The organism is Paludibacterium purpuratum (assembly GCF_004363805.1).
Lineage (GTDB): Bacteria > Pseudomonadota > Gammaproteobacteria > Burkholderiales > Chromobacteriaceae > Paludibacterium > Paludibacterium purpuratum.
Window position 1 is genome coordinate 239487 of sequence record NZ_SNZP01000006.1, and the last position, 20850, is coordinate 260336.

15 protein-coding genes are annotated in these 20850 nt (G+C 59.7%); 8 read left to right on the forward strand and 7 right to left on the reverse strand.

What is annotated here, in order from left to right; genetic code table 11:
- Positions 1-90: 90 nt before the first annotated feature.
- Complete coding sequence (kdsA, locus tag DFP86_RS09380; protein ID WP_133680478.1) at positions 91-966, reverse strand: 3-deoxy-8-phosphooctulonate synthase; 876 nt, start codon at positions 964-966, stop codon at positions 91-93.
- Positions 966-3047, reverse strand: a complete 2082-nt coding sequence (locus tag DFP86_RS09385) for a putative bifunctional diguanylate cyclase/phosphodiesterase (RefSeq protein WP_166642216.1) — start codon at positions 3045-3047, stop codon at positions 966-968. Before DFP86_RS09385 ends, kdsA begins: the two co-directional genes overlap by 1 nt.
- Positions 3048-3336: 289 nt before the next feature.
- Here DFP86_RS09385 and DFP86_RS09390 point away from each other — a divergent pair, with 289 nt between their 5' ends.
- The 3 genes from DFP86_RS09390 to DFP86_RS09400 all read left to right on the forward strand — a co-directional run bounded on the left by DFP86_RS09390 (position 3337) and on the right by DFP86_RS09400 (position 8137).
- Positions 3337-5211 (forward strand): M3 family metallopeptidase, encoded by a 1875-nt coding sequence (locus DFP86_RS09390; protein ID WP_133680482.1) that lies wholly within the window; start codon positions 3337-3339, stop codon positions 5209-5211.
- A gap of 186 nt (positions 5212-5397) precedes the next feature.
- Positions 5398-6939, forward strand: a complete 1542-nt coding sequence (locus DFP86_RS09395) for a TerC family protein (protein ID WP_133680524.1) — start codon at positions 5398-5400, stop codon at positions 6937-6939.
- Between the two features lie 187 nt (positions 6940-7126).
- A complete protein-coding gene (locus DFP86_RS09400; protein WP_133680484.1) occupies positions 7127-8137 on the forward strand; it encodes a hypothetical protein in 1011 nt (336 codons plus the stop codon).
- Here DFP86_RS09400 and DFP86_RS09405 read toward each other — a convergent pair.
- Positions 8134-10566: a tetratricopeptide repeat-containing sulfotransferase family protein gene (locus tag DFP86_RS09405; RefSeq protein ID WP_166642217.1), complete on the reverse strand. Its 2433-nt coding sequence runs from the start codon at positions 10564-10566 to the stop codon at positions 8134-8136. The two genes, DFP86_RS09400 and DFP86_RS09405, sit on opposite strands and share 4 nt — an antisense overlap.
- Before the next feature lie 274 nt (positions 10567-10840).
- On the opposite strand from DFP86_RS09405, the gene DFP86_RS09410 reads away from it, so the two are divergent.
- The 4 genes from DFP86_RS09410 to DFP86_RS09425 are packed head-to-tail and all read left to right on the forward strand — an operon-like array spanning position 10841 to position 16507.
- The gene (locus DFP86_RS09410) at positions 10841-13432 is read left to right on the forward strand and encodes a type VI secretion system Vgr family protein (protein ID WP_243729350.1); all 2592 of its coding nucleotides are present in this window, start codon (positions 10841-10843) and stop codon (positions 13430-13432) included.
- 10 nt (positions 13433-13442) lie between these two features.
- Positions 13443-14318 carry a DUF4123 domain-containing protein gene (locus DFP86_RS09415; RefSeq protein WP_208108282.1) on the forward strand — a complete coding sequence of 292 codons (876 nt, stop codon included), beginning with the start codon at positions 13443-13445 and terminating at the stop codon, positions 14316-14318.
- Between the two features lie 27 nt (positions 14319-14345).
- Positions 14346-14864 carry a DUF3304 domain-containing protein gene (locus DFP86_RS09420; RefSeq protein ID WP_133680490.1) on the forward strand — a complete coding sequence of 173 codons (519 nt, stop codon included), beginning with the start codon at positions 14346-14348 and terminating at the stop codon, positions 14862-14864.
- Positions 14861-16507 carry a T6SS phospholipase effector Tle1-like catalytic domain-containing protein gene (locus tag DFP86_RS09425; protein WP_243729351.1) on the forward strand — a complete coding sequence of 549 codons (1647 nt, stop codon included), beginning with the start codon at positions 14861-14863 and terminating at the stop codon, positions 16505-16507. Before DFP86_RS09420 ends, DFP86_RS09425 begins: the two co-directional genes overlap by 4 nt.
- 170 nt (positions 16508-16677) lie before the next feature.
- Here DFP86_RS09425 and DFP86_RS09430 read toward each other — a convergent pair whose 3' ends face one another.
- Positions 16678-17343, reverse strand: coding sequence for a hypothetical protein (locus DFP86_RS09430; protein WP_208108283.1), 666 nt, complete (start codon positions 17341-17343; stop codon positions 16678-16680).
- A 530-nt stretch (positions 17344-17873) separates the two neighbouring features.
- Between DFP86_RS09430 and DFP86_RS09435 the strand changes: the two genes are divergently transcribed.
- A complete protein-coding gene (locus DFP86_RS09435) occupies positions 17874-18788 on the forward strand; it encodes a hypothetical protein (protein ID WP_133680492.1) in 915 nt (304 codons plus the stop codon).
- A gap of 191 nt (positions 18789-18979) precedes the next feature.
- Here the strand turns inward: DFP86_RS09435 and DFP86_RS09440 are convergent, their stop codons facing one another.
- Genes DFP86_RS09440 through DFP86_RS19835 form a run of 3 tightly spaced genes read right to left on the reverse strand, consistent with a single transcriptional unit; the run spans position 18980 to position 20482 of the window.
- Positions 18980-19951, reverse strand: coding sequence for an ImmA/IrrE family metallo-endopeptidase (locus DFP86_RS09440; RefSeq protein ID WP_133680494.1), 972 nt, complete (start codon positions 19949-19951; stop codon positions 18980-18982).
- Positions 19942-20256, reverse strand: a complete 315-nt coding sequence (locus tag DFP86_RS09445) for a hypothetical protein (RefSeq protein WP_133680496.1) — start codon at positions 20254-20256, stop codon at positions 19942-19944. Before DFP86_RS09445 ends, DFP86_RS09440 begins: the two co-directional genes overlap by 10 nt.
- The gene (locus DFP86_RS19835) at positions 20249-20482 is read right to left on the reverse strand and encodes a colicin E3/pyocin S6 family cytotoxin (RefSeq protein WP_133680532.1); all 234 of its coding nucleotides are present in this window, start codon (positions 20480-20482) and stop codon (positions 20249-20251) included. The genes DFP86_RS09445 and DFP86_RS19835 overlap by 8 nt, the downstream gene beginning before the upstream one ends.
- Positions 20483-20850: the final 368 nt, after the last annotated feature.

The window sequence follows — 20850 nt, forward strand, 5'->3', positions numbered from 1 at the left end:
AGAGCGTGAATACGCTCTTAGTCTGTACCGGCGGAGCGCGCAATGCATTCCGATTCTTGCGCATCTGCGCCCCGCCGTCGGCCTGAGGCCCTAGAGCTTCAGCGGGGCGAAGGACTTGACCAGTTGGTCGATGGCTTTCATCTGCATCAGGAAGGGTTCCAACTGATCCAGCGGCAAGGCGCTGGGGCCGTCGCACTTGGCCTGATCCGGGTCGGGGTGCGATTCGAGGAACAGCCCGGCAATGCCGACCGCCATGCCGGCGCGCGCCAGTTCCGCCACCTGTTCGCGCCGCCCGCCCGAAGCCGCCGCGCCGGACTCGCGCTTTTGCAAGGCGTGCGTCACATCGAAAATCACCGGCAGATCGTCGCTAACCTGCTTCATGACGCTGAAGCCCAACATATCGACCACCAGGTTGTCGTAGCCGAAGCAGGTGCCGCGGTCGCACAGAATCAAGCGGTCGTTGCCGGCCTCGATGAATTTCTCCACGATATTGGCTACTTGCGACGGGCTGAGAAACTGCGGCTTCTTGATGTTGATCACCCGGCCGGTCTTGGCCATGGCCACCACCAGATCGGTCTGGCGCGCCAGGAACGCCGGCAGTTGCAGCACATCGGCCACCTCGGCCACCGGTGCCGCCTGCGAGGGCTCGTGAATATCGGTGATCACCGGCACGCCGAAGGTGTCCTTGACCGCCTGCAGGATCTTCAACCCCTCCTCCAACCCCGGACCGCGATACGAGTGGATCGACGAGCGGTTGGCCTTGTCGAAACTGCCCTTGAATACGTACGGGATACCCAGTTTCTGCGTGACGCGCACATATTCCTCGGCGGCCCTGAGCGCCAGTTCGCGCGACTCCAGCACGTTGACGCCGCCAAACAATACAAAGGGGCCCTGATTGCTGACGGAGACTTGGGGAGTGATCGATACCTTGGACACGATGATTCCTTTGCTTGAAAACAGGCTCATCATACAACCGGAGACTGCCAGGCGAGAAATTGTTCCAACGGCATCGGGCGCGCCAACACGTAACCTTGCACCAGATCGCAACCGTTTGCGCGTAGCCAATCGAGCTCCGCGGCAGTTTCCGCGCCCTCCGCCACCACGCTCAGGCCCAACTCGTGACATAGCAAAATGGTGGAACGCACGATGGCGGCATTCTTGGGCGTGTCGGCCACCCCGTCGACAAACACCCGGTCGATCTTCAACTCGTTGACCGGCAGCGTTTTCAGATAACCGAGCGACGCCTGACCCGATCCGTAGTCGTCGATCGACAGCTTGACCCCCAACGCCGACAGCCGATCCAACAGCGTCAGTGCCAGCGTCGGATCTTCCATCAAGGCGCTTTCGGTGATTTCCAGGCATAGCGCGTCGGGCGTCAGGCCATGGCGCTGCAACAACTCGGCCACCTGATCCGCCAGACCGGGGTTGAGCAGATCGTGCGCCGACAGATTGACCGACGGCACCACGGCACTCCCCGCCCGCCGCCAGGCGGCGGCATGCCCCATCACCTGATCGAGCAACCAGGGCGTGATCTCGCGGATGAACCCGGTCTGCTCGGCAAACGGAATGAACAAGCCCGGCGCGATCATGCCGCGTTCAGGGTGCCGCCAGCGCAGCAAGGCCTCGGCGCTGGTCATGCGGCCGGCTTGCAAGTCGACCTTGGGCTGGTAGAACAAGACGAACTCGCCACGCGCCAGGGCTTCGCGCATTTCGCCGATCAACGACAGTTGGCCATGCGCAGGTTCCGCCCCCGACTCGGCGAAACTCAACCAGGGCAGACGATGCCGCTTGGCGCCGCGCGCAGCCAATTCGGCGCGACGCAACAAGGTCGGCGCATCGCGTCCATCCTGCGGAAACAGCGCAATACCCAGCGTGCCCGACACATCCAACCGTTGCCCATCGAGTACCTGCGGCGTGCGCAGCAACGCCATCATCCGCTCGCCCAGCGCCTGGGCCGCCGCCAGGTCGGCATCCGGCAACAGCAACGCGAACTGGTCGGCCCATAAGCGCACCATCAATTGGCGTGTCGTCAGCAAAGACGACAGCCGCAGGCCGATTTCGCGCAGCAAGCGATCGCCCACCTGCAGGCCAAGCGCATGGTTGATCAGTGCGAACCGATCGATATCGAACACCAGCACCGCGCCATGGGCTTCGGCGGGCTGTGCCTGAAAAACCTCGACGAAGCGCGTGCGGTTAGGCAGCCCGGTCAGGTCGTCGACATAAGCCAAGCGCAAGATACGCGCCTCGCGGCTGGAGATCGCATCGCGCATGACGCGCAACGCGCCCAGCAACTTGCCCACCTCGTCGCGACCGCCGCTCGGCACCGGGCGGTGCAGATCCCCCTGAGCGATCGCCTCCGCCACCCCCACCGCCTCGCTCACCGGGCGGGTAATACTGCGCGACATACGCCACGCCAACACCATGCCGAGCAACAACGCGCCGGCCGACAGCGACACCACCAAAGTGCGAGCCTGGCGCTCGGCCTGGTCCAGCTGCCACAATTCGACGCGCATCAATTGCTGCTGGGTATCGGACAACAGCCGCGTCTCGTCCAACAGTGCGGACAATGCCTGGCGCGTCGACACCTCGAACTGTTGCCGAGCCTTCTCCGGGCCCGACAGTTCGATCAAGTTGACGGTCTGATAAAAACGGTCGTTATAGCGGCCGCGCAACACCTTGAGACGAGCCAGTTGCGCTTGCTCGGCAGCAGACGGCGGCGACGGCTGCTCGCTCAGCGCCTTGTCGAGACGGGTAACCGCCAGATCCGCCGCATCCAGTTCGCCGTCCATCTGCTGGTAAAGACCGACCCGGCGATTGCGGTCGGGCGTTTGCAACAAAATCAGCAACTGGTTGGCCGCGGTCAGCGCATGCTGATCGGCCATATGCGCCAGGTAGAGCTTCTGCACCTGCACATCCACCAGAGACTGCGTCACAGTCAACAGCCGGTCGAGGCGCGACAGCGACACCGCCGCGACAGCCCCCAGGAGAGCCAGCAGCAATGCAAAGGCCAGCCCTAAGCGTGTGCCGATGCGCAGTGAATTCAGCATGATTATTTTATCCTTGGGCACGAAGCATGTATGCCACGCTTCCAATGCTACACTTATGCCATCTTGATAGCCTGTCGTTGGATACTCGGCCAGGTGCATGACGAATACCGCATAAACCACCGTTATCGCTCAAAGAGAGATTTATTTCTCGATCGCCTACTTTGGCAAGGTTTTATGTCGTAAATCAAACGGCACGCTTTCATTCATCGGCATGCATCCGTAGAATTTCAGCATTCCACGCTCATGGGCAAATCAAAAACAAGCCCGAACCCACACGGAGATGTTCCACATGACCACGCTTGCCGCGCTGAGAAGCGCCTTCGACACCCTGAACCGCGACTATCTGGCGGTACACAAGACCAAGGAAGACCTGTTCTGGCAAACCTATATGGCCGTTTCCGACGACCATGCCGGTTTTGCCCGCGCCGAAGCGGCCTTCAAGGATTTCGTTTCCAGCCCCGAACGCCTGGCGGCGGTGGACAGCGCGCTCGAACAATTGCAGACGCTGCCGCAAGATGCCGAGCGCGACGCCTTGGTTCACGGCTTCACCGGCTGGCAAGCACTGTTTCGCAGCAACATCATCGAAACCACCGAGGCACGCGCCTTGATGGCCGAACTGATCGAGCTGGAGTCGGCGCTGTTTGCCAAGCGTCGCGACTACAAAATGCAGCATATCAACGACAACGGCCAGCACGAAGACGCCACGTTGAGCATGCTGACCACCAACCTGGGCACCAACCGCGACGAAGCGGCGCGCAAGAGCTCGCACGACGCCTTGCTCGGCCTGGAGCGCTGGGTACTCGACAACGGCTTCATCGACATCGTCAACAAGCGCAACCAAATGGCGCGCAGCCTGGGCTTCCGCGACTACTTCGACTACAAGGTGAACAAGAACGAACAGATGTCGCCCGAGGCCTTGTTCGCCATTCTCGACGACTTCGAAGCGCGCACGCGCGACGCCAACCACAAGGCGCTAGCGAATCTGGCCAGCCGCCAGGGCCAGAACGCGCTATTGGGTCACAACCTGCGCTTCCACATGAGCGGCGACGTGACCCGCCAGCTCGACCCGTATCTGCCGTTTGCCAAAGCGGTCGAACGCTGGGTGCAAAGCTTCCGCCGTTTGGGCATCCAATACCGCGGCGCCACCATGCAGCTCGACCTGGTCGAACGCGACGGCAAGTTCCAGAACGGCTTCTGCCATGGCCCGATCCCGAGCTTCTTCGACCATGGCCAGTGGGTCGCCGGCCAGATCAACTTCACCGCCGACGCCAAACCGGATCAGGTGGGCAGCGGCATCCGCGCGATCAACACCCTGTTCCACGAGGGCGGTCACGCCGCGCACTTCGCCAACGTCACCCAGAACGCGCCCTGCTTCTCGCAGGAGTTCTCGCCGACATCGATGGCTTACGCCGAAACCCAGAGCATGTTCTGCGACAGCATGCTGTCCGATGCCGACTGGCTGAAGCGCTACGCTAAGAATAGCCAAGGCGAAACCATTCCGGATCAACTGATCTATACCCGCATCGAGGCCAGCCAGCCGTTCGCCGCCTTCAACGAACGCATGCTCGCCGTGGTCGGCTACTTCGAACGCGCCCTGTACGCCATGGCGGCCAGCGATCTGACCCCGGGCAAGATCCTTGAACTGGCGCGCGCCACCGAGCAACGCATCCTCGGCGTCGCGGTCAGCCCACGGCCGCTGTTGGCCATTCCGCACCAGCTCAACCAGGAATCGGCCGCCGCCTACCACGGCTACCTACTGGCCAATATGGCGGTCTACCAGACCCGCGCCTACTTCAAGCGCGAATACGGCTTCCTGACCGACAACCCGGCCATCGGCCCGAAACTGGCCGAGCACTACTGGGGTCCGGGCAACAGCATCAACCACAACGCCACCCTGGTGCGCCTGACCGGCGAGTCGTTCAATCCGCGCTACCTCGCCGAGTCCTGCACCCGTAGCATCGACGAGGCGTGGGCCGATGCCGAGAAACTGATCGCCGCCGCCGCGACACGGCAGTACCCGACAGTCTTCCCGGCGGATCTCGACGCCAGCATCCGCCTGGTGCACGGCGCCGAAGTCATTGCCGACAACCGCGATGGCGACGCGGCGATGTGCCGCAGCTTCGAACAATGGGTAGCCAAAAACTATCCGGCTAGCGTTCACTGACAAAAATGACAGTACCGGGAAACCGGCACTGCGCTCGTTTCCCGTCTGCGGCGCGATGTCCTTGCATCGCGCCGTCTTTATGTCGATCGCCCCAATGGCCGGTGATTTATCCGCGTCATAAATATTCCCGCAAAAAGTGATAAAGTGCGCCTCTAAATCCGTCTACGAGGATCGCACTGAAAGATGATGGACGTCGCTTGGCTGTCCGACCCTGCCGCCTGGTTGGGTTTGTTGACCTTGGTCGTGCTCGAAGTGGTTCTGGGCATCGATAACCTGATTTTCGTGGCCATCCTGGCCGACAAACTCCCAGCAGAACAACGCGACCGTGCGCGCCTGACCGGTCTGTCGCTGGCACTGGTCATGCGCCTGGGGCTACTTGCCAGCGTCTCCTGGCTCGTTACCCTGACCACGCCGCTATTCACCGTTTTGGGGCAATCCTTCGCCGGTCGCGACCTGATCATGTTGGGCGGCGGCGTATTCCTGTTGTTCAAGGGCACCAGCGAATTACACGAACGGCTGGAGGGCGAATTCGAGGTACAACACAACGGTCAGAAGGCCTATGCCGCCTTCGCCGTGGTCGTGGCGCAGATCCTGGTGCTCGACGCGGTGTTCTCCATCGACTCGGTGATCACCGCCATCGGCATGTCCGACCATTTGGCGGTGATGATGGTGGCCGTGGTGATCGCCATGATTCTGATGATGGCGGCCAGCCGCCCGCTGACCGCCTTCGTCAATGCCCACCCGACGGTCGTGATGCTGTGCCTGGGCTTTTTGCTGATGATCGGCTTCAGCCTGGTGGCCGACGGCTTCGGCTTCCACATTCCCAAAGGCTATTTGTATGCCGCCATCGGCTTCTCGGTGCTGATCGAGGCATTCAACCAGATCGCACAGAACAACCGCATCCGTTATCTGAACCGCACCCAGTCGCTGCGCGAACGCACCGCCAGCACAGTGTTGTCGCTGATGGGCAGCAAGCTTAAGTCAACCGCAGGCGGCATCGAACCGCCGGAGCAAGAAGCTTTCGCGGCCAACGAGAAAGCCATGATCCGTAGCGTGCTGACCCTGGCCGAACGGCCGATCCGCGCCATCTGCACACCGCGCAACGAAATCCAGCGCCTGGATCTGGCACAACCTATCGCGCAACAACATCAAGCACTGCGCGACAGCCGTCATTCGCGGCTGGTGGTGATCCGCGATGGCGCCATCGACGAACCGCTGGGCGTGGTGGCGCGCAAGGACTTGCTGGGGCCGCTGCTCGATGGCCAGCTGCCTGACATCGAGGCGGCACTGCGCCAACCGCTGGTATTGCCGGAGAGCGTGCCGGTGCTCAAAGCACTGGAAAGCTTCCGCCAGCATGCCGCCGAACTGGCCTTCGTGGTCGACGAGTTCGGCAACTTGGTGGGCATCGTCACCCTGAAAGATTTGATGGAGGCCATCGCCGGCGAGTTTCCCGACGAATACGAGCAACACGAGCGCCCGGCACTGGTCATTAACGAAGACGGTAGCTTCGACGTGGAAGGCGGCCTGGAGCTGGTCACCCTGATGCAACACGTCGACCTGGGCAATGTCGAGGACTCGGACTTCCACTCGGTGGCCGGCTTGCTGATGGATCGACTCAAGCGCGTCCCATGCAAAGGCGACAGCGTGGAGATCGGCGACTGGCGGCTGACGGTCACGGTGCAAAACGGCAATCGTACCGAACGGGTATTGATCGTGGCCAAAATATGACGGCCAGCCGGCCCGGTGTTCCGCCCTTGCCACACTTCCTGGCCGGACTGGGCCTTTCGAACCGGCTCTTTCCCCCTATGGCCTATGGTGAAGTTATAATTAAGTAGCTTTAATTAATGTCATTGTCTTAAAAAAGACTGGCGACAGTATTCCTGTTCGTACACGCCAGACATGGCCAGGGCACACGATGAAACCGGACGTGATCACCATCGAACTGACCGCCGATCAGGGCTTCCGCGTGCAATGGCAGCGTATGGCGGCGGAACAGTTGTTCATCGGCCTCCCGCCTGTCCAGATCTTACCGCTCATCCCACAACTGTTTACTTTGTGCAGCCAAGCACAAGGGCTCGCCGCGCGGCTCGCCCTCTCGGGCGCGGCGGGTTATCCGCGCGAGGCGGCGGCGGAAGAGCTCGAAGCGCTGACACTGGAAGCCGCGCGCGACACCTTGCGCAAGGTACTGCTCGACTGGTCGCTGGCCTTCGACGGCACCCCGGCCGAACAGCAATATCTGGCACAGTGGCGCGCAGCGCAGACTTGGCCCGAGATCGCGGCACTCGCCGAGGAACGGGTATTCGGCATGGCGCCGGCCACATGGCTGGCACTAGGGCTCAACGGCTGGCTGGATTGGATGGGCGCGCATCGCTGCGCGGTGGCGCGCTGGCTGGACGACTTGCGTGGCGCCGACACCGGCTGCCTACTGCTACCGATACTCAACGCCGCCATGCTGGCCGAACTGCCGCCGCAATGGTTCGACGCGCCCGCGCCGGAATGGCACGGCATGCCGTGCGAAGTCGGCGCGCTGGCGCGCGAGTCGGAGACGCTGGCCCCCTTGCTCTATCATGGACAACTACCGCGAGCGCGCCTGCTGGCGCGGTTGATTCAGTTGGCGCGCTGGCTGGACGGCGCGCGACTGGCGGTCGACTGGACGCCGTTCGCAGAAGGCGTACTCGCGCGCGTCGATACCGCGCGCGGACTGTTGCTGCACTATGCCGCGCTCGACGATGCCGGCCGGGTCGCGCACTACCGCATTCAGCCGCCAACCGCCTGGCACAGCCACCCGCAAGGATTGATCGTCAACACTCTCAATGCCCGGCGTCAGGCGCCGGAGACCGAATGGCGACGCCAAGTGGCCTTGATCGACCCCTGCGTCGCCTACGAGATGCGCCTGCTGCCGCAGCAGCGCTTTCACATCGGCTAGTCGCGCTGCGCCAAGATCGCCAACAACGGCGCCAACTGCGCTTGATAATGACGCCAACGCCCAACGGCGCTCCGGTATAGCGGCTGCCGCACCTGCATGGCGCTGGCGGTGCGCACCGTACGTTCGCTGCGGTGGAACTGCAGGCAGGCCTCGTTCCAAGCCAAACCGAGATAGGCCAACAACGGCGCCAGCGTACCGGGCAGATCGGCCACCAGATCTTCGTAGCACACATCATGTATCCGGCCGGCCGGCAAAACGCCCCGCCAGTACTCTAGCTGTTGGCGATAACGCAGCACATGCCGCCCCAGCATCGCCAAATCGTCGCAATAGCCGTGACCGGCATGGAAGGAAACGGTAAAGCAGGAGACGCAGACATCGCGCAAATCGCGCACGGTATGCACAAAACGCGCCTCGGGCAGCATCAAATGAATCAGCCCCAGATAGAACACATTGCCCGGCATTTTGTCGGCGATGCAGCGCGCCTGCGGTGCAAGCCGCCACAGCTGGTCCTTGTAATCCCGGCCCAAGGCGCGCAACGCGGCCAGGGCCTCGGCATCGGCCGGCCCTGATCGTAAAATCTGCAGCGCCTGTTCGAGCAGCGGCCCCATCAGCCGCTGCTCGCCGGCGCCGAACACCTCGCCCTGGCTGACCAAGATCTGCTCGACCAGCGAGGAGCCCGAGCGCGGCAGACCGACAATGAAAATCGGCATGCGCCCGTCCTCGGGCACGGTCGGCGCCACCGAGGCCAATTCGGCGAACGATTGCAACCGCTCCGGCGTCAGCAATGTCCGTAGTTCCGCCAACCGGGCCGCTTCGCCGGCCTCGTCCCAGGGCTGCATCAGCGAGCGCAAGCGGTTGCCTTCGGCAAAGGCTTCGAAGGCGCGCTCGTACTGTTCGCACTGTTCGAGCGCCCGGCCCATGGCAAAAGCCAGTCGCGCCCGTAACGGCGGCGCCAATTTTTCTCGTTGACGATAGAGCTGGTCGAGCGCCGCGAAACGCCGGTCGCCGGGGCGATAAGGCAAATACTGCAACGCGCTGGCCAGAATGCCGGCATGCGCCGGCGCCAGCTGTAGCGCCCGATTCATCCAGCGCTCGCCCTCCTCGCGCCGCCCCGACTCCAGCATCAGGCAAGCCAGGTTGCAACAAGCTTCGGCATGATCCGGCCGCAGTAGCAATGCTTGGCGATAACACGCCTCCGCCGCCACGTCGTCTCCTCGGGCGCGCAGCACATTGGCCAAGTTACCCGACAGATGCGGATGCGCCGCATCGAGCGCCAAGCCTTGGCGCAACGCCGCCTCCGCGTCGGCCAGACGGTCGAGTGCGAAATAACTGGTGCCCAAGTCGTTATACAAGTTCGCGTTCGGGCCGCCCTGCATCAGCGCCGCGTTCAGCCACGGTAGCGCCTGATCGTGCCGGCCTTGCGCCACCAGCGTCAGCCCCAGCCCATGGCAGGCCGGCGCCAAAGCCGGCGCCTCCGCCAACAGTTCGCGCCAGGCCGACTCGGCCATATCCAACCGGCCCAACTGAAACAACACATCCGCCCGACGCCCGCGTAACGTCAGATCGCCACCGCAATGCGCCAGGGCTTCATCGCAAGTCTGCAGGGCCTCGGGCAATCTACCCTGCCGGCAACTCAGCGAGATCAGCGATACCCACATATCGCGCGCGCGCGGGCTGAGCCGCAACGCCCGCCGCCAGTGTCGACGCGCCGGCTCGAACCGCCCCAGCTGCAAACACGCCAGGGCCGCGCAATCGTGCGACCAGGTCAGAGAGGGCTGCAGACGGATCGCCCGCAGATGACAGGCCAGTGCCTGCGCCCAATCGCCGTGGCGCGCCAGATGCTGGCCAAGATTGTTGTGCAGCTCGGGTAACGCCGGGTGCAGGCGCAAAGCGCGCCGCAAGCAATCCGCCGCCTCGGCGCCGTGCCCCAGGTCGTCCAGCAATAGTCCAAGATTATTCAGGCTGGGGAGATGATCCGGATCGAGCGACAGCGCGGCGTGATATTGCCGTTGCGCCTCGGCCGCCTCTCCCCGGTCGCGCAGCAGATTGGCCAGGTTGAAGTGCCCTTCCGCATCCGCCGGCGCCAAGGTGAGCGCGCTGCGCCAACACCCCTCGGCCACATCAAACCGGCCGGCCGAGCGTGCCACCAACCCGGCAAGCTTCCAAACAGCTGCCTCGTCCGGAAAGCGGCGTGTCTGCGCCTCGGCATGCGGCAGCGCCACCATCACCAGGCCTGCCCGCAGCAGGGTCAGCAAATCGTCGTCGTAGCGTGCCTCGCCGGCCAAGCAGCGCTGCAACGGCAAGGCCAGCGGATGACTCAAGCCCTGTGCCAGCCCCTCTGCCAATAGGGTGCGCGCCTGGGCCAAATCGCCATCGACATGCCGCGCCAGCACCGCCGACCACCATTGCATGGCCGCTGTGTGCGTCACGTCTCCATCGCTTTCCCCACTCAGCATCTTGGTCTGTACACATTGGTATTTTGAGTACCCCAGAATACTGAGCACACGTGTAGCCGGAATGGTCCGACTGTGCCGGATTGTGGTGCATGTGTTAACAGATATAAGGGCGAGTTGCCGGGTATCGGGCGAACACTATCGCCTTATTCCGGCCCTGGTCTTTAGGACAGTTCTCATTGCTCGCATCATAACAATAATTTATAGTTATCAACTTCATTTTAAATAGTCGTTTATCATTAAACTGTAAATGATAGCCTCTAGCGCATTACTCGCCGCCTTTGCCTCCGCCTTCGACCAGACGCAGCGTCTAATGACCTTGGACATTGGCCAAGACGGCCAATGGGACGGTGTCCTCCTGCCGCAAAGCGCCGACGGCCAGGAGGCGGTGTCCGACAGCTATCGCTATAGCGTCGACTGCCTGTCGCCCGACGCTAAGCTGGCGTTGAGGGACTTGCTTGGTCAGTCGGCGAAATTGGCCATTCAGGATCAAAACGGCGAAGAGGTAGTGCGCGCCGGAGTGGTGACCCAGGCACAAGCGCTTGGTAGCGACGGCGGTTTTAGCCGCTACCGGCTTACGTTAGAGCCACCGTTCGCCCTTCTACGCCATCGAAGCACCAGCCGGGTATTCCAAGATCTGTCGGTGCCCGACATCGTCAAGCAGGTCATCGCCGAACATCAGGCCAACAACCCGGTGTTCGCCCGGCTGCAGACGCTGGCCTTTGATCTGACTCGCCCCGCCGCACCTCGTAGCTATACCGTCCAGTACCGCGAAAGCGATCTGGCGTTCTTGACCCGCTTGATGGCCGAAGAAGGCTTGGGCTGGCGCTTCCATACCGTCGACGACCACATTCAACTGACGGTATTCGACGATCCCTATTCCCTGCCGCAGTCGGCGCAACAGCGCGTGCGTTTTCAGCGCGCCGATGCCACCGAAAGCGAAGACAGCCTGACCGAGTGGCAGGCACGCCAGAACCTCGGCACCCGCCAAGTGAGTTTGGCCAGCTTCGACTACAAAGCGGTGCAGACCGGCCAGGGCATGGACAGCAGCCAGCGCCCCGACCAGCCGGCCGAGCGCAGCTTGGAGAGCTATGATCCACAGTCGCTGTACTACGCCGCGGACGCCGATGGCCTGACCCGCTACGCGCAATTGCGCCAGCAAGCACACGACCTGGCGGCGCAGGGTTTCCAAGGCAGCGGCACCGCGCGTGGGCTGCACGCCGGGCACTGGTTCCGGCTCGACGATCACCCTACCCACGACCGTCTACCTGCGGAACAACGCGAGTTCATCGTTACCCGCCAAACCTTCAGCGCGCGCAACAACCTACCGGAGGCACTCAAGCAGCAACTGAGTACCCCACCAGACAGCACACCCTATACCAGCCAGTTCGATGCCCAGCCCAGAGGCTTGCCGCTCTCGCCGGCCTATAGTGGCACCGAACACGCCAAACCGACCTCACTGGGCGCACAGACCGCCACCGTGGTCGGTCCGGCTGGCGAGGAAGTGCACACCGACGAGCAAGGCCGTATCAAGGTGCAATTCCACTGGGCGCGTAACCAGGAACACCCGGACGCCGGCGCCAATTTCGACGAACGCTCCAGCTGCTGGGTACGCGTCGCCATGCCCAGTGCTGGTGCCGCCTGGGGCCACCAGTTCATCCCGCGTATCGGCCAGGAAGTGCTGATCGACTTCATCGAAGGCGACATCGACCGCCCGGTGGTAACCGGGGTGTTGTACAACGGCAGTCATACCCCGCCGGCCTTCTCCGCCAGCGGCGCACTCCCGGGCAACAAGACGCTGTCCGGCATCAAATCCAAAGAACATCAGGGTCAGGGCCATAACGAACTGCTGTTCGACGACACACCGAACCAAGTCCGCACCCGGTTGGCGAGTACGCACGGCGCCACCCAGCTCAACCAGGGTTTCCTCTCCCACCCAAGAGCCGACGGCAAAGCCGAACCGCGCGGTGAAGGCTTCGAACTTAGAACCGACCAACACGGTGCGCTACGCGCCGCACACGGCCTGCTGCTTTCCACTGAAGCGCAACAAGGCGCCGCCGGCAATCAACTGGCACGCACTCACGCGCAGAGCCAACTCGACGCCGCGCTCGCCTTGAGCCAAAGCCTGGGCGAGGTCGCCACCGCGCAATTGGCCGACACCATGGAAACCGGCCCGCAGCAGATCAACCCGGACAACAGCCCGGGCAGCAAAACCGATCAGGGCCATCAACAGCACCTGAGCGAAGCGCTGAAAGCCTGGGAGGCCGGCACCAACACCGGCGCCAATGCGCAAGGCGCCGGTCAACAGCCACTGCTGGTCATGAGCGCCCCGGCCGGCATCGCCAGCCTGACCGAACAAAGCCAGACGCTGGCCGCCGGCACCAACCTGGATCTGGTCGCCCAGCGCGACCTCAACCACACGGCCGGCCGCCGCTGGCTCGCCAACGTCGGCGAGCACATCAGCCTGTTCGTCGCCGGGGTGAAGGACGCCGTCAGCCTCAAGCTGATCGCCAGCCAAGGCAAGGTCGAAGCACAGGCGCAGCACGGCGAGATGGAATGGACCGCCAGCCAGGACGTGTCCATCACCTCGTCCAAAGACCGCATCGTCATCGCCGCGCAGCAGGAGATCCTGCTCAACGTCGGCGGCGGCGCCTACATCCGGCTCGCCGGCGGCAATATCGACGTGCACTGCCCGGGCAAGGTCAGCATCAAGGGCGCATCTCACGAAATGAATGGGCCAGCGAGCCTGCCGCACCCGATGCCGGTCTTCCCTGGCAAGCAGTTCTGCTTGCAGTGCATGTTGAATGCCATCAAGTCCGGCTCGCCGCTGGCCGGACAATAAGGAAGCCGCCATGTATTTCGCGATGGATAAAGGGGACATGCCGCAGCTATATCAAATGCTGTGCGAACAGCGCCATGCCAGCCCCGCCGGATTGAACTGGTTCGCGCTGCTGGACAGCGGCTTCAACCATCGCCGCCCACCCGGCCCACGGCCTGGCGCAGTCTGGCCGCTGTATGGCCAACCCGAATGGGGAGAGTTGCGCCAAGTGTCACCGCTCTTGATCGAATGGTCGGGCGAAGACGCCACGGCATGGCAGACATTGCTGCGCCACTGCCAACGCCGGCCGATGCTCAGCTTCGTCGCCAGCCGTCAGGATGGGGCGGCACTGTGCGCAGCCTGGCTACGCTGCCTGCAACTGACCACAGCGGACGGCCAAGGCTATCTGCTACGCTTTGCCGATACCCGCATCAGCGCCGCGCTGTCACAGGCCTTGGAACCGGCATCCTGGCGGCGGCTATGCGCACCGCTGGAGCAATGGCTGATCATTGACCGCGCCGGCCGCTTGCAAACGCTGCCCCTGCCATTACCCGGCGATACCGTCGAGGAAGACGAAGACTGGACGCTGAGCGATAGCGAACTGGCCGCGCTACTGCAAGCCGCTCAGCCGGACATGTTGGCGGATCGGCTGCACGATGACTTTGTCGAGCTGCTGCCCTCCTCCGGCGCCTTGCTGTACGACTGGCTGCGGCGCACATGCGAATTATTGGCCGAACATGGCATCGACAACGCGCCGGATCAGCTGACCCTGGCGGTCGCCGTATGCTGCAGTCAGGGCGTGCTGCTGGACGATTCGCGCCTGCCCGCCTTACTCGCCAAACATGGCCAGACGCCGGATGTGCTGGATGAGGCCCTGGCGCCATTATTGGAAAATGCGCCGGTTGCTTAGGCGCTGCTTAATAGAAAGATTGCCTCAATGACATTGTCGAAACGGTCATTCCAGCTATGTGGTGCCCTGCTTGTGTTGGGTCTATTACTGCTGGGCTTATGGCTACCCCAAAGCGATACCACGTCGATCAGCTATCTGGCGGTCAACCACACCCCGAAACCGATCGACTCGATCGCCATCAACGATCAAGGCGGCATTCTCAACGTACCGGCGATGGGCGGCGGCGGTGGCGTGGTTTGCTGTGTCACAGTGCCGAGCCAGTGGCGGCCGGGTTTGACCGCCAAAATCAGTTGGCTACAGGGTGGGCATTTCCAGCGCGATGCCAGCGGCAATGTCGTACTGAAAAACGGCGACAAGGTCTTTGTCGAGGGGACCTGGAAAAGCCGCACGGTGCCGATTCCGGAATATCAGCACAAAGACATGGAGCACTTCGATATCCACTTCCTGGCCAATGATCAAGTCTTGGTCAAGTTGAGCGCGCTTTACCCCGAGCATCCCAGTTATCGACCGGCTTATCCGCAAGAGCCCAAGGACGCTTCGCAATGAGCACTAACAATCCGGCCCCCTACCCGACCGGACAGCGGGTTTTGAGCCCGCGCGAACAACTGCAACGCGCCCAGGCGCTGGCTTGCGTCAGCGGCAAGGAGGGAGCCAAGTGCCAAGCGCAGATCCATGTCATGCTGTTCTTCGATGGCACCGGCAACAACATCAATGCCGATTATTATCAGGCGCCAGGCGGCAAGCAGAAGCCGAGCAATATCGCCCGCCTGTTTTTGACGGCACGCGATAAGCAGCATGAGGGTTACTTTCGTTTCTATATGCCCGGGGTCGGCACGCCGTTTCCGGAAATCGGCGACAAGGGCGGCGCATTGGGCGGCGGTGCAGGTGCCGGCGGCGAGGCGCGCATTCTATGGGCGCTGACGCAATTGGTGAATGCGCCATATCGTTATGTCACGCAAGGCGGGTTCTTAATCAAAGATACCCTGGCGCGCGTCTTGGCCACGGGTCAGCTTGGCGAGATCATGCGGCAAGCCACGTTTTCGACGTGGGTAGACAAGCTGCAAAAAGCGCTCAAAGGCCGTAAACCGCAGGTGACGCAGATCAATCTGTCGGTGTTCGGCTTTTCGCGCGGCGCAACCGAGGCGCGCGCCTTCGTCAATTGGCTGTACCAGCTCTGCCAGAAGGAAAACGGTGGCTGGACGTTCGCCGGTATCGCGCTACGTACCCAATTCCTGGGCATTCTCGACACCGTGGCCTCGGTTGGTCTCGCGCCGTTGCTGCCCAACAATTTACCGGCCACCGGCCATATGGCTTGGGCTGATCACAACCTGACCATCCACCCGGCGGTGGAGCAGTGTCTGCATTTTGTCGCCGGCCATGAGGTGCGTGCCTGCTTCCCGTCGGATAGCGTGCGGCGCGGCAGTCACTATCCGGGTAATGCGCTGGAAGTGATGTACCCCGGTGCGCACTCTGATGTCGGCGGCGGCTACCCAAGCGGCGCACTGGGCATTCTGCCGGAACAAAACGGTCAGCTGTGCGTGATTCCCGGCCGGCGCATGTACGATGCCGCCCGCCAGGCTGGCGTGCCGCTGCAGCCTCTCAATCAACTGACCGAACAGATACAGCAGTTGCTGACGCCGACTCAGCAGGTGATTGCCGACTTCAACGCTTACCTGCGCGACGCCAAGGTCGCGCCTGGCCCAACGGAACAAATGCACCGCCGGCACATGGCTCTGTACTTCAGCCTGCGCTTCAAGTACCGCAAGGAGTTTACCCAGCGCGCCCCTTACCGCACGGCCAGTCGCCAGCACCAAGGGTATTTGCAGATCACCCAGGATTCGTTGATCAACGGTTTGCGCAAGCTGCATGCCGGCGACCCAATGGCGCCCGACTATCAGCCGTCGCGCGCGGCGGCCAAGGCCGCCAAGGAAGACGAAGCGCTGCAGAAGAACCTGCCGTCCATGCCGGAGAACGGGGTACCGATTCCCGCCAGCATCATGCCGGAAACCGACCCCAAAACGGTGGCCGCCGCCATGGATACACGTCATCTGACACCAGCGATTGAAAGCTTCCTGGAAAAATACGTGCACGACTCGATGGCGGGCTTTATCGCAGATAGCGTCAATGAAGCCAAATACAACGGCATCGGCCTGTTCAAGTTCCGTACCGTGTATACCGGTGACCAATAAAGCGCCAGTCATGAGAAAACGATCGATGAATTGCGAAGCACTGCCGCAAGCAGTGCGCGAAGCCATAGACGGCTGGTATGCCATCAAGGGGGGAAAAGGGTCAGGTCTTTCTTGTTGCAGCCTCAGCAAAATGAGGCATATGCAACAGGAAAGACCTGCCCCTATTCCAGCTATTTTAACGGCGATCCACTACCAATACATCCATTTTCGAAGTTAACGATCTTGATGGCTGAGCAGCGGTCAGAATTGGCACGCAGTAGCGAAAATAACTGTTCGGAATCCAATAGAATTGCTTGAACAGCAGAACGTCCATCAGATTGCATGACAAGAAATCGAATCTCAGTTCGTGGTGTTGGTTTGTTTTTAATTAAAGTACCTAGAATTTCCAAAGAACTGCGATAAGAATCGGCTTCGTCTAGAAGTGGAATTATATCAAATACAAGCAACTGACTTCCTGGATTGATAATCGCTTGAGAATCATTTCTCAATCTTATTTTTGTAGCAGCCGCTAAATATTGACTGTCTACCCACGCTTTTGCAAGTGAGGCTGGTGCATCGCCGCGATTCACTGCGACAACCCTAAGTGTTGTCCCGTCTACTGATGGCATCATCAGTACTGCCTCTGAGCGGGGCTTATGTACTATTTTGTAAATCGAAGGTACTGCAATTGCGATAACAGAAACAAGTGCCGTAAGAAGGGCAAGTACTGTATTGGAAATTGGAATAAAGCGACGCCAATCTTGATAATTATTACATATTGAGCATATATTCGCCCCACTTGGTACTTTACTTTTACACTGCTTACACAGAGCCATCTTTTTTTGAATGCTTGTCACAGAGCCTCCTAGAGTAATTTCTAATCCAGCCTCAAGCCAACTTCAGGTTGTAGCTACACCGAGAAATATTGACACTGATTAAAATGAAAAGCCAAAGATAGTGCACACTTTGTGCGCATGTGGGCTAACTGGAGTTAGCCCCACTCAGCTGACACGGCACTGCAAATCTTGGGCTGTCTGCTTTGTCGCGAAAACCTGTCATTCCATGCATGGTGACTGGATGGCAGATTCGGTCGACAAACTGCTGGTGCATCGTATAGACATACAGCAGATCGCCTAAACCTGCCTGTCTACGGTGTCGTTATCTACAACCGGTGTACAAAGGACTCTAGACAGAGATCCTCCCTAATCATCAAAGGCCCAAGGCTTCTGGCTGCGCAATCAGCTTGGCCTGGACAGTCAAAGCCCAAGCTTGAGATAGAGGGCGACTCCACTCATTTCCGTCCATTGTGAATTTTTAACAGCGACCCATCTTGAAATCATGCCATTCATCACAAAATCGAAATTACCATGACAACGACAAGGTCTGAATGATGGATAGCGCACAGGACAAATTGACGGGTACGATTGTTGAAGCTGAGCAACTCTGGCAAATCGAAAACGTGGATCATGAGCGTTACATTTGCCGTGGATGTGGCATTAAGGTGACTCCTGCATCGTATAAGCCGACCAACAAGCCGCGTCCTTACTTCTCCGCCAAGAATGGCCACTATCAGGATTGCGATGTGGAAGGCGAGGAAAAGCTGGTGAAGCGCGGTCAGACAGAGCGTCTGACTCACCCGCTCAATGGCTTCCCAGCTTCCTATCCCTCTCGCCTTGTCCTGTTAGATGAGAGAGAAATTGTAGACCCAGGAGCTTCAAGTACTTCTGGCACAAAATCCGTAGTTCAAAGCACGCATGGCAGTACAGGAGCATCATCATCCCATTCCCGGCGCCGCTCTGCTAATACCATTCGTCCGATCAGCAGGGCATTCATCAACCTGCCATATGACCGAGATCTGCCTCTTGAAATCCCTGGCGTTAACGGGACGAACTTTATATCGGTATTCAAACGCCTCCGCAGCAACACGCTTCAGCGCTATCCAGATATTCACATCTTCTACGCGCCGATACGCTGGAGTAAACCAGTTGAGACAGACGCCTTCCTGGAGGTATGGCTGGATGCGGGGGAGCGAGAATCCAATGGCCGCCTGATTCCTGAAAAAGCCCATCGATTGCGCATCAACTGGCATGACTGGAGCGAATTCAAGCGTCGATCCGTTCGCATCGAAATGGACGTGGGCAAGCAAGAAGCGATTGAGGCAAGCAAGAAGAATTCGAACGTCAAAGGCTGGGTATTTTTTCTTGGCAAGCAAGACCCGGAGGACATCACCTTGTTTCACGTCTCCGATCATCGACTAGTGTGTTGCCTTCATGGTGAAATCATCTACCCCGAACTGATCTAAGACTGCTGGTCGTCTCCTCCCAGCACAAAGAGCACAAAGGGTCAGGTCTTTCCTGTTGCAGGCGCCACATTTAGCTGAGAGTGCCAAAAGAAAGACCTGGCCCTTTTTCTGGTGGCCATTTTCTTAAAATGGTTTTGTATACGGATACTCGACATTATAAATTAGATACTCAAGCGGCTAGGAGCTTGGTGTCACGCCGTGAGCTCTTCCGCCCTTTTTATCACAAACTCCATGAATTCCGGATGATCCACAAAAGCAGTCAGACTATTTCTATCATTAAAACGTTGCAGACAGGCAGCAATCACAGCATCTTTTGTATGTGTTCCATTTCGCTTCATTGCACTATTTGCAGCGGATAAAATTCCATTTACTGACATTTTGAACCACTTACGGTCATCGTCCGGCACACCTATATCGTTGACGATATCATCCAATATTTCTCGCCACGGTCGAGGATCAGTTGCTACTGCTTCGATCTTGTCCGGAAGTTGCCACCAATGTAGCTTCCGATTCCCAAGGCTTGTTGAATAGTGATTAATCGAGTAGCGGTAGGCACCAGCGTCAAACGAGCTCCCCCAAGAGGGAAGGCTGGCTAGCGTACCAATAGTGCGCCCCGAAAATTCAACCTCGCCACCTTTTTCGGAGATGAATACAATGTTTGGTGGGAGGAGCGCGCTCATTCTTATGTAGGCTGCGTGCGCTGAAACTTCGCATTCACGGCAAATGCGTGCGTGGCAAACACTGAGATCCGATGTAGACCCGAGCAACTGCGCGAGCCATGCTGATGGCATGAGTAGTTCCGCGGCAAACTGGTTGGCTTCATCCTCAAAAGCCCAATACTCGTCCTTCTCTTCAACATGCTCGGGGTTTACATGATCGACGATTGTCCCCCTGTGCCATGGAATAATAACATGGCCGAGCTCATGGGCTTCGGTGAACCGCCTTCTAAGAGGCGGATTCTCCGAGTTAATTACGACTCGCACTTTCTTGCCCGGCACCTTGAGATTGAGACAGACGCCGTCGATTCCAGGAATCGGAATTGCAGCATCAATTACTTCAGCATATCGTTCAAGCATCGAGCGAACATCAACAGGAGGGTATAGTGAATACCGTTCTAACATTCGCTGGGCGAACTTGGCCGGTGGAGTTTGAACTAATTCCACAGGCCCTCTTCCTTCAGCCAGTGCGCAAGTTTAAGAGCCTTCTTCGAGGACTCGGCTCGCGCAGCCATAGGAAGAGCATTAAATTGCTCGATTAGATCTGCCGCGTCCTTACCTGTGCGATGGGCATCCAAGATAAAAGGAAGGACTGAGGGTTCCACTATCCATAGATTGTATTCAGATCGCGTCATACCAAGAAATTTATGGAGCGGAGCTGCGGTTTCCCCATCATGCCAAGCGTCCACATAGTCATCAATCTCTTCAGGCAATCGGTCGCCTTGTAGGCAGAGCTCAATAAAGTTAGACATCAATCTTCCTTCCGCGAACGGCATCTTTAATAAGGTTGCCCGTTACGGGATCTACAACGCCCAAGTGGCGTCCACGTTTATTGTAGACCTCGATCTCTCCGTGTAGCGAGTCCCATGTATATAGACGCTCGCCATCAGGAGATCTCCAACGGCGTTCGCTGTTAAAGGCTCCAAGGTGTGTGCATTCATCGAGGATAGATGGGCGAGGGATAGGCTTAGGTGGCACAGTGAGATTTCCGTTGCAAGACTTAGCAATAACATTAATCAACTTCGAGGAAGTTACCCAACTGTGTTCTAGGATGCGTCTTGGCGAACGGCAGTTGCAGAGGAGTTGTTATCGCTCAGCTTAGCAATTGCGGCAGAAAGCCAATGCCTTGAACATGACAGATGGCTGCCATGTTAGCACATAGGCATGAGCATCAGCCAAGGCCTAACCGCTACCCATTTGTAGCCGGGTCGAGCGACTCCTCCCCGAATACCTGGCGTTGAACCGTTGATGTGTTAGCGACAGTGTAAAACTGACCCACCTCGACAACCGAAAACTGACCCACCTGGGGTAACGTGGCGGCTTTGCGCCGCCGTTATGTTGACCCA

Bases quoted from the DNA above. Each gene is read 5' to 3' on its own strand.
- kdsA (WP_133680478.1), bottom strand. From the start codon at position 966: ATGAGCCTGTTTTCAAGCAAAGGAATCATCGTGTCCAAGGTATCGATC.
- DFP86_RS09385 (WP_166642216.1), bottom strand. From the start codon at position 3,047: ATGCTGAATTCACTGCGCATCGGCACACGCTTAGGGCTGGCCTTTGCA.
- DFP86_RS09390 (WP_133680482.1), top strand. From the start codon at position 3,337: ATGACCACGCTTGCCGCGCTGAGAAGCGCCTTCGACACCCTGAACCGC.
- DFP86_RS09395 (WP_133680524.1), top strand. From the start codon at position 5,398: ATGGACGTCGCTTGGCTGTCCGACCCTGCCGCCTGGTTGGGTTTGTTG.
- DFP86_RS09400 (WP_133680484.1), top strand. From the start codon at position 7,127: ATGAAACCGGACGTGATCACCATCGAACTGACCGCCGATCAGGGCTTC.
- DFP86_RS09410 (WP_243729350.1), top strand. From the start codon at position 10,841: ATGATAGCCTCTAGCGCATTACTCGCCGCCTTTGCCTCCGCCTTCGAC.
- DFP86_RS09415 (WP_208108282.1), top strand. From the start codon at position 13,443: ATGTATTTCGCGATGGATAAAGGGGACATGCCGCAGCTATATCAAATG.
- DFP86_RS09420 (WP_133680490.1), top strand. From the start codon at position 14,346: ATGACATTGTCGAAACGGTCATTCCAGCTATGTGGTGCCCTGCTTGTG.
- DFP86_RS09425 (WP_243729351.1), top strand. From the start codon at position 14,861: ATGAGCACTAACAATCCGGCCCCCTACCCGACCGGACAGCGGGTTTTG.
- DFP86_RS09435 (WP_133680492.1), top strand. From the start codon at position 17,874: ATGATGGATAGCGCACAGGACAAATTGACGGGTACGATTGTTGAAGCT.
- DFP86_RS09445 (WP_133680496.1), bottom strand. From the start codon at position 20,256: ATGTCTAACTTTATTGAGCTCTGCCTACAAGGCGACCGATTGCCTGAA.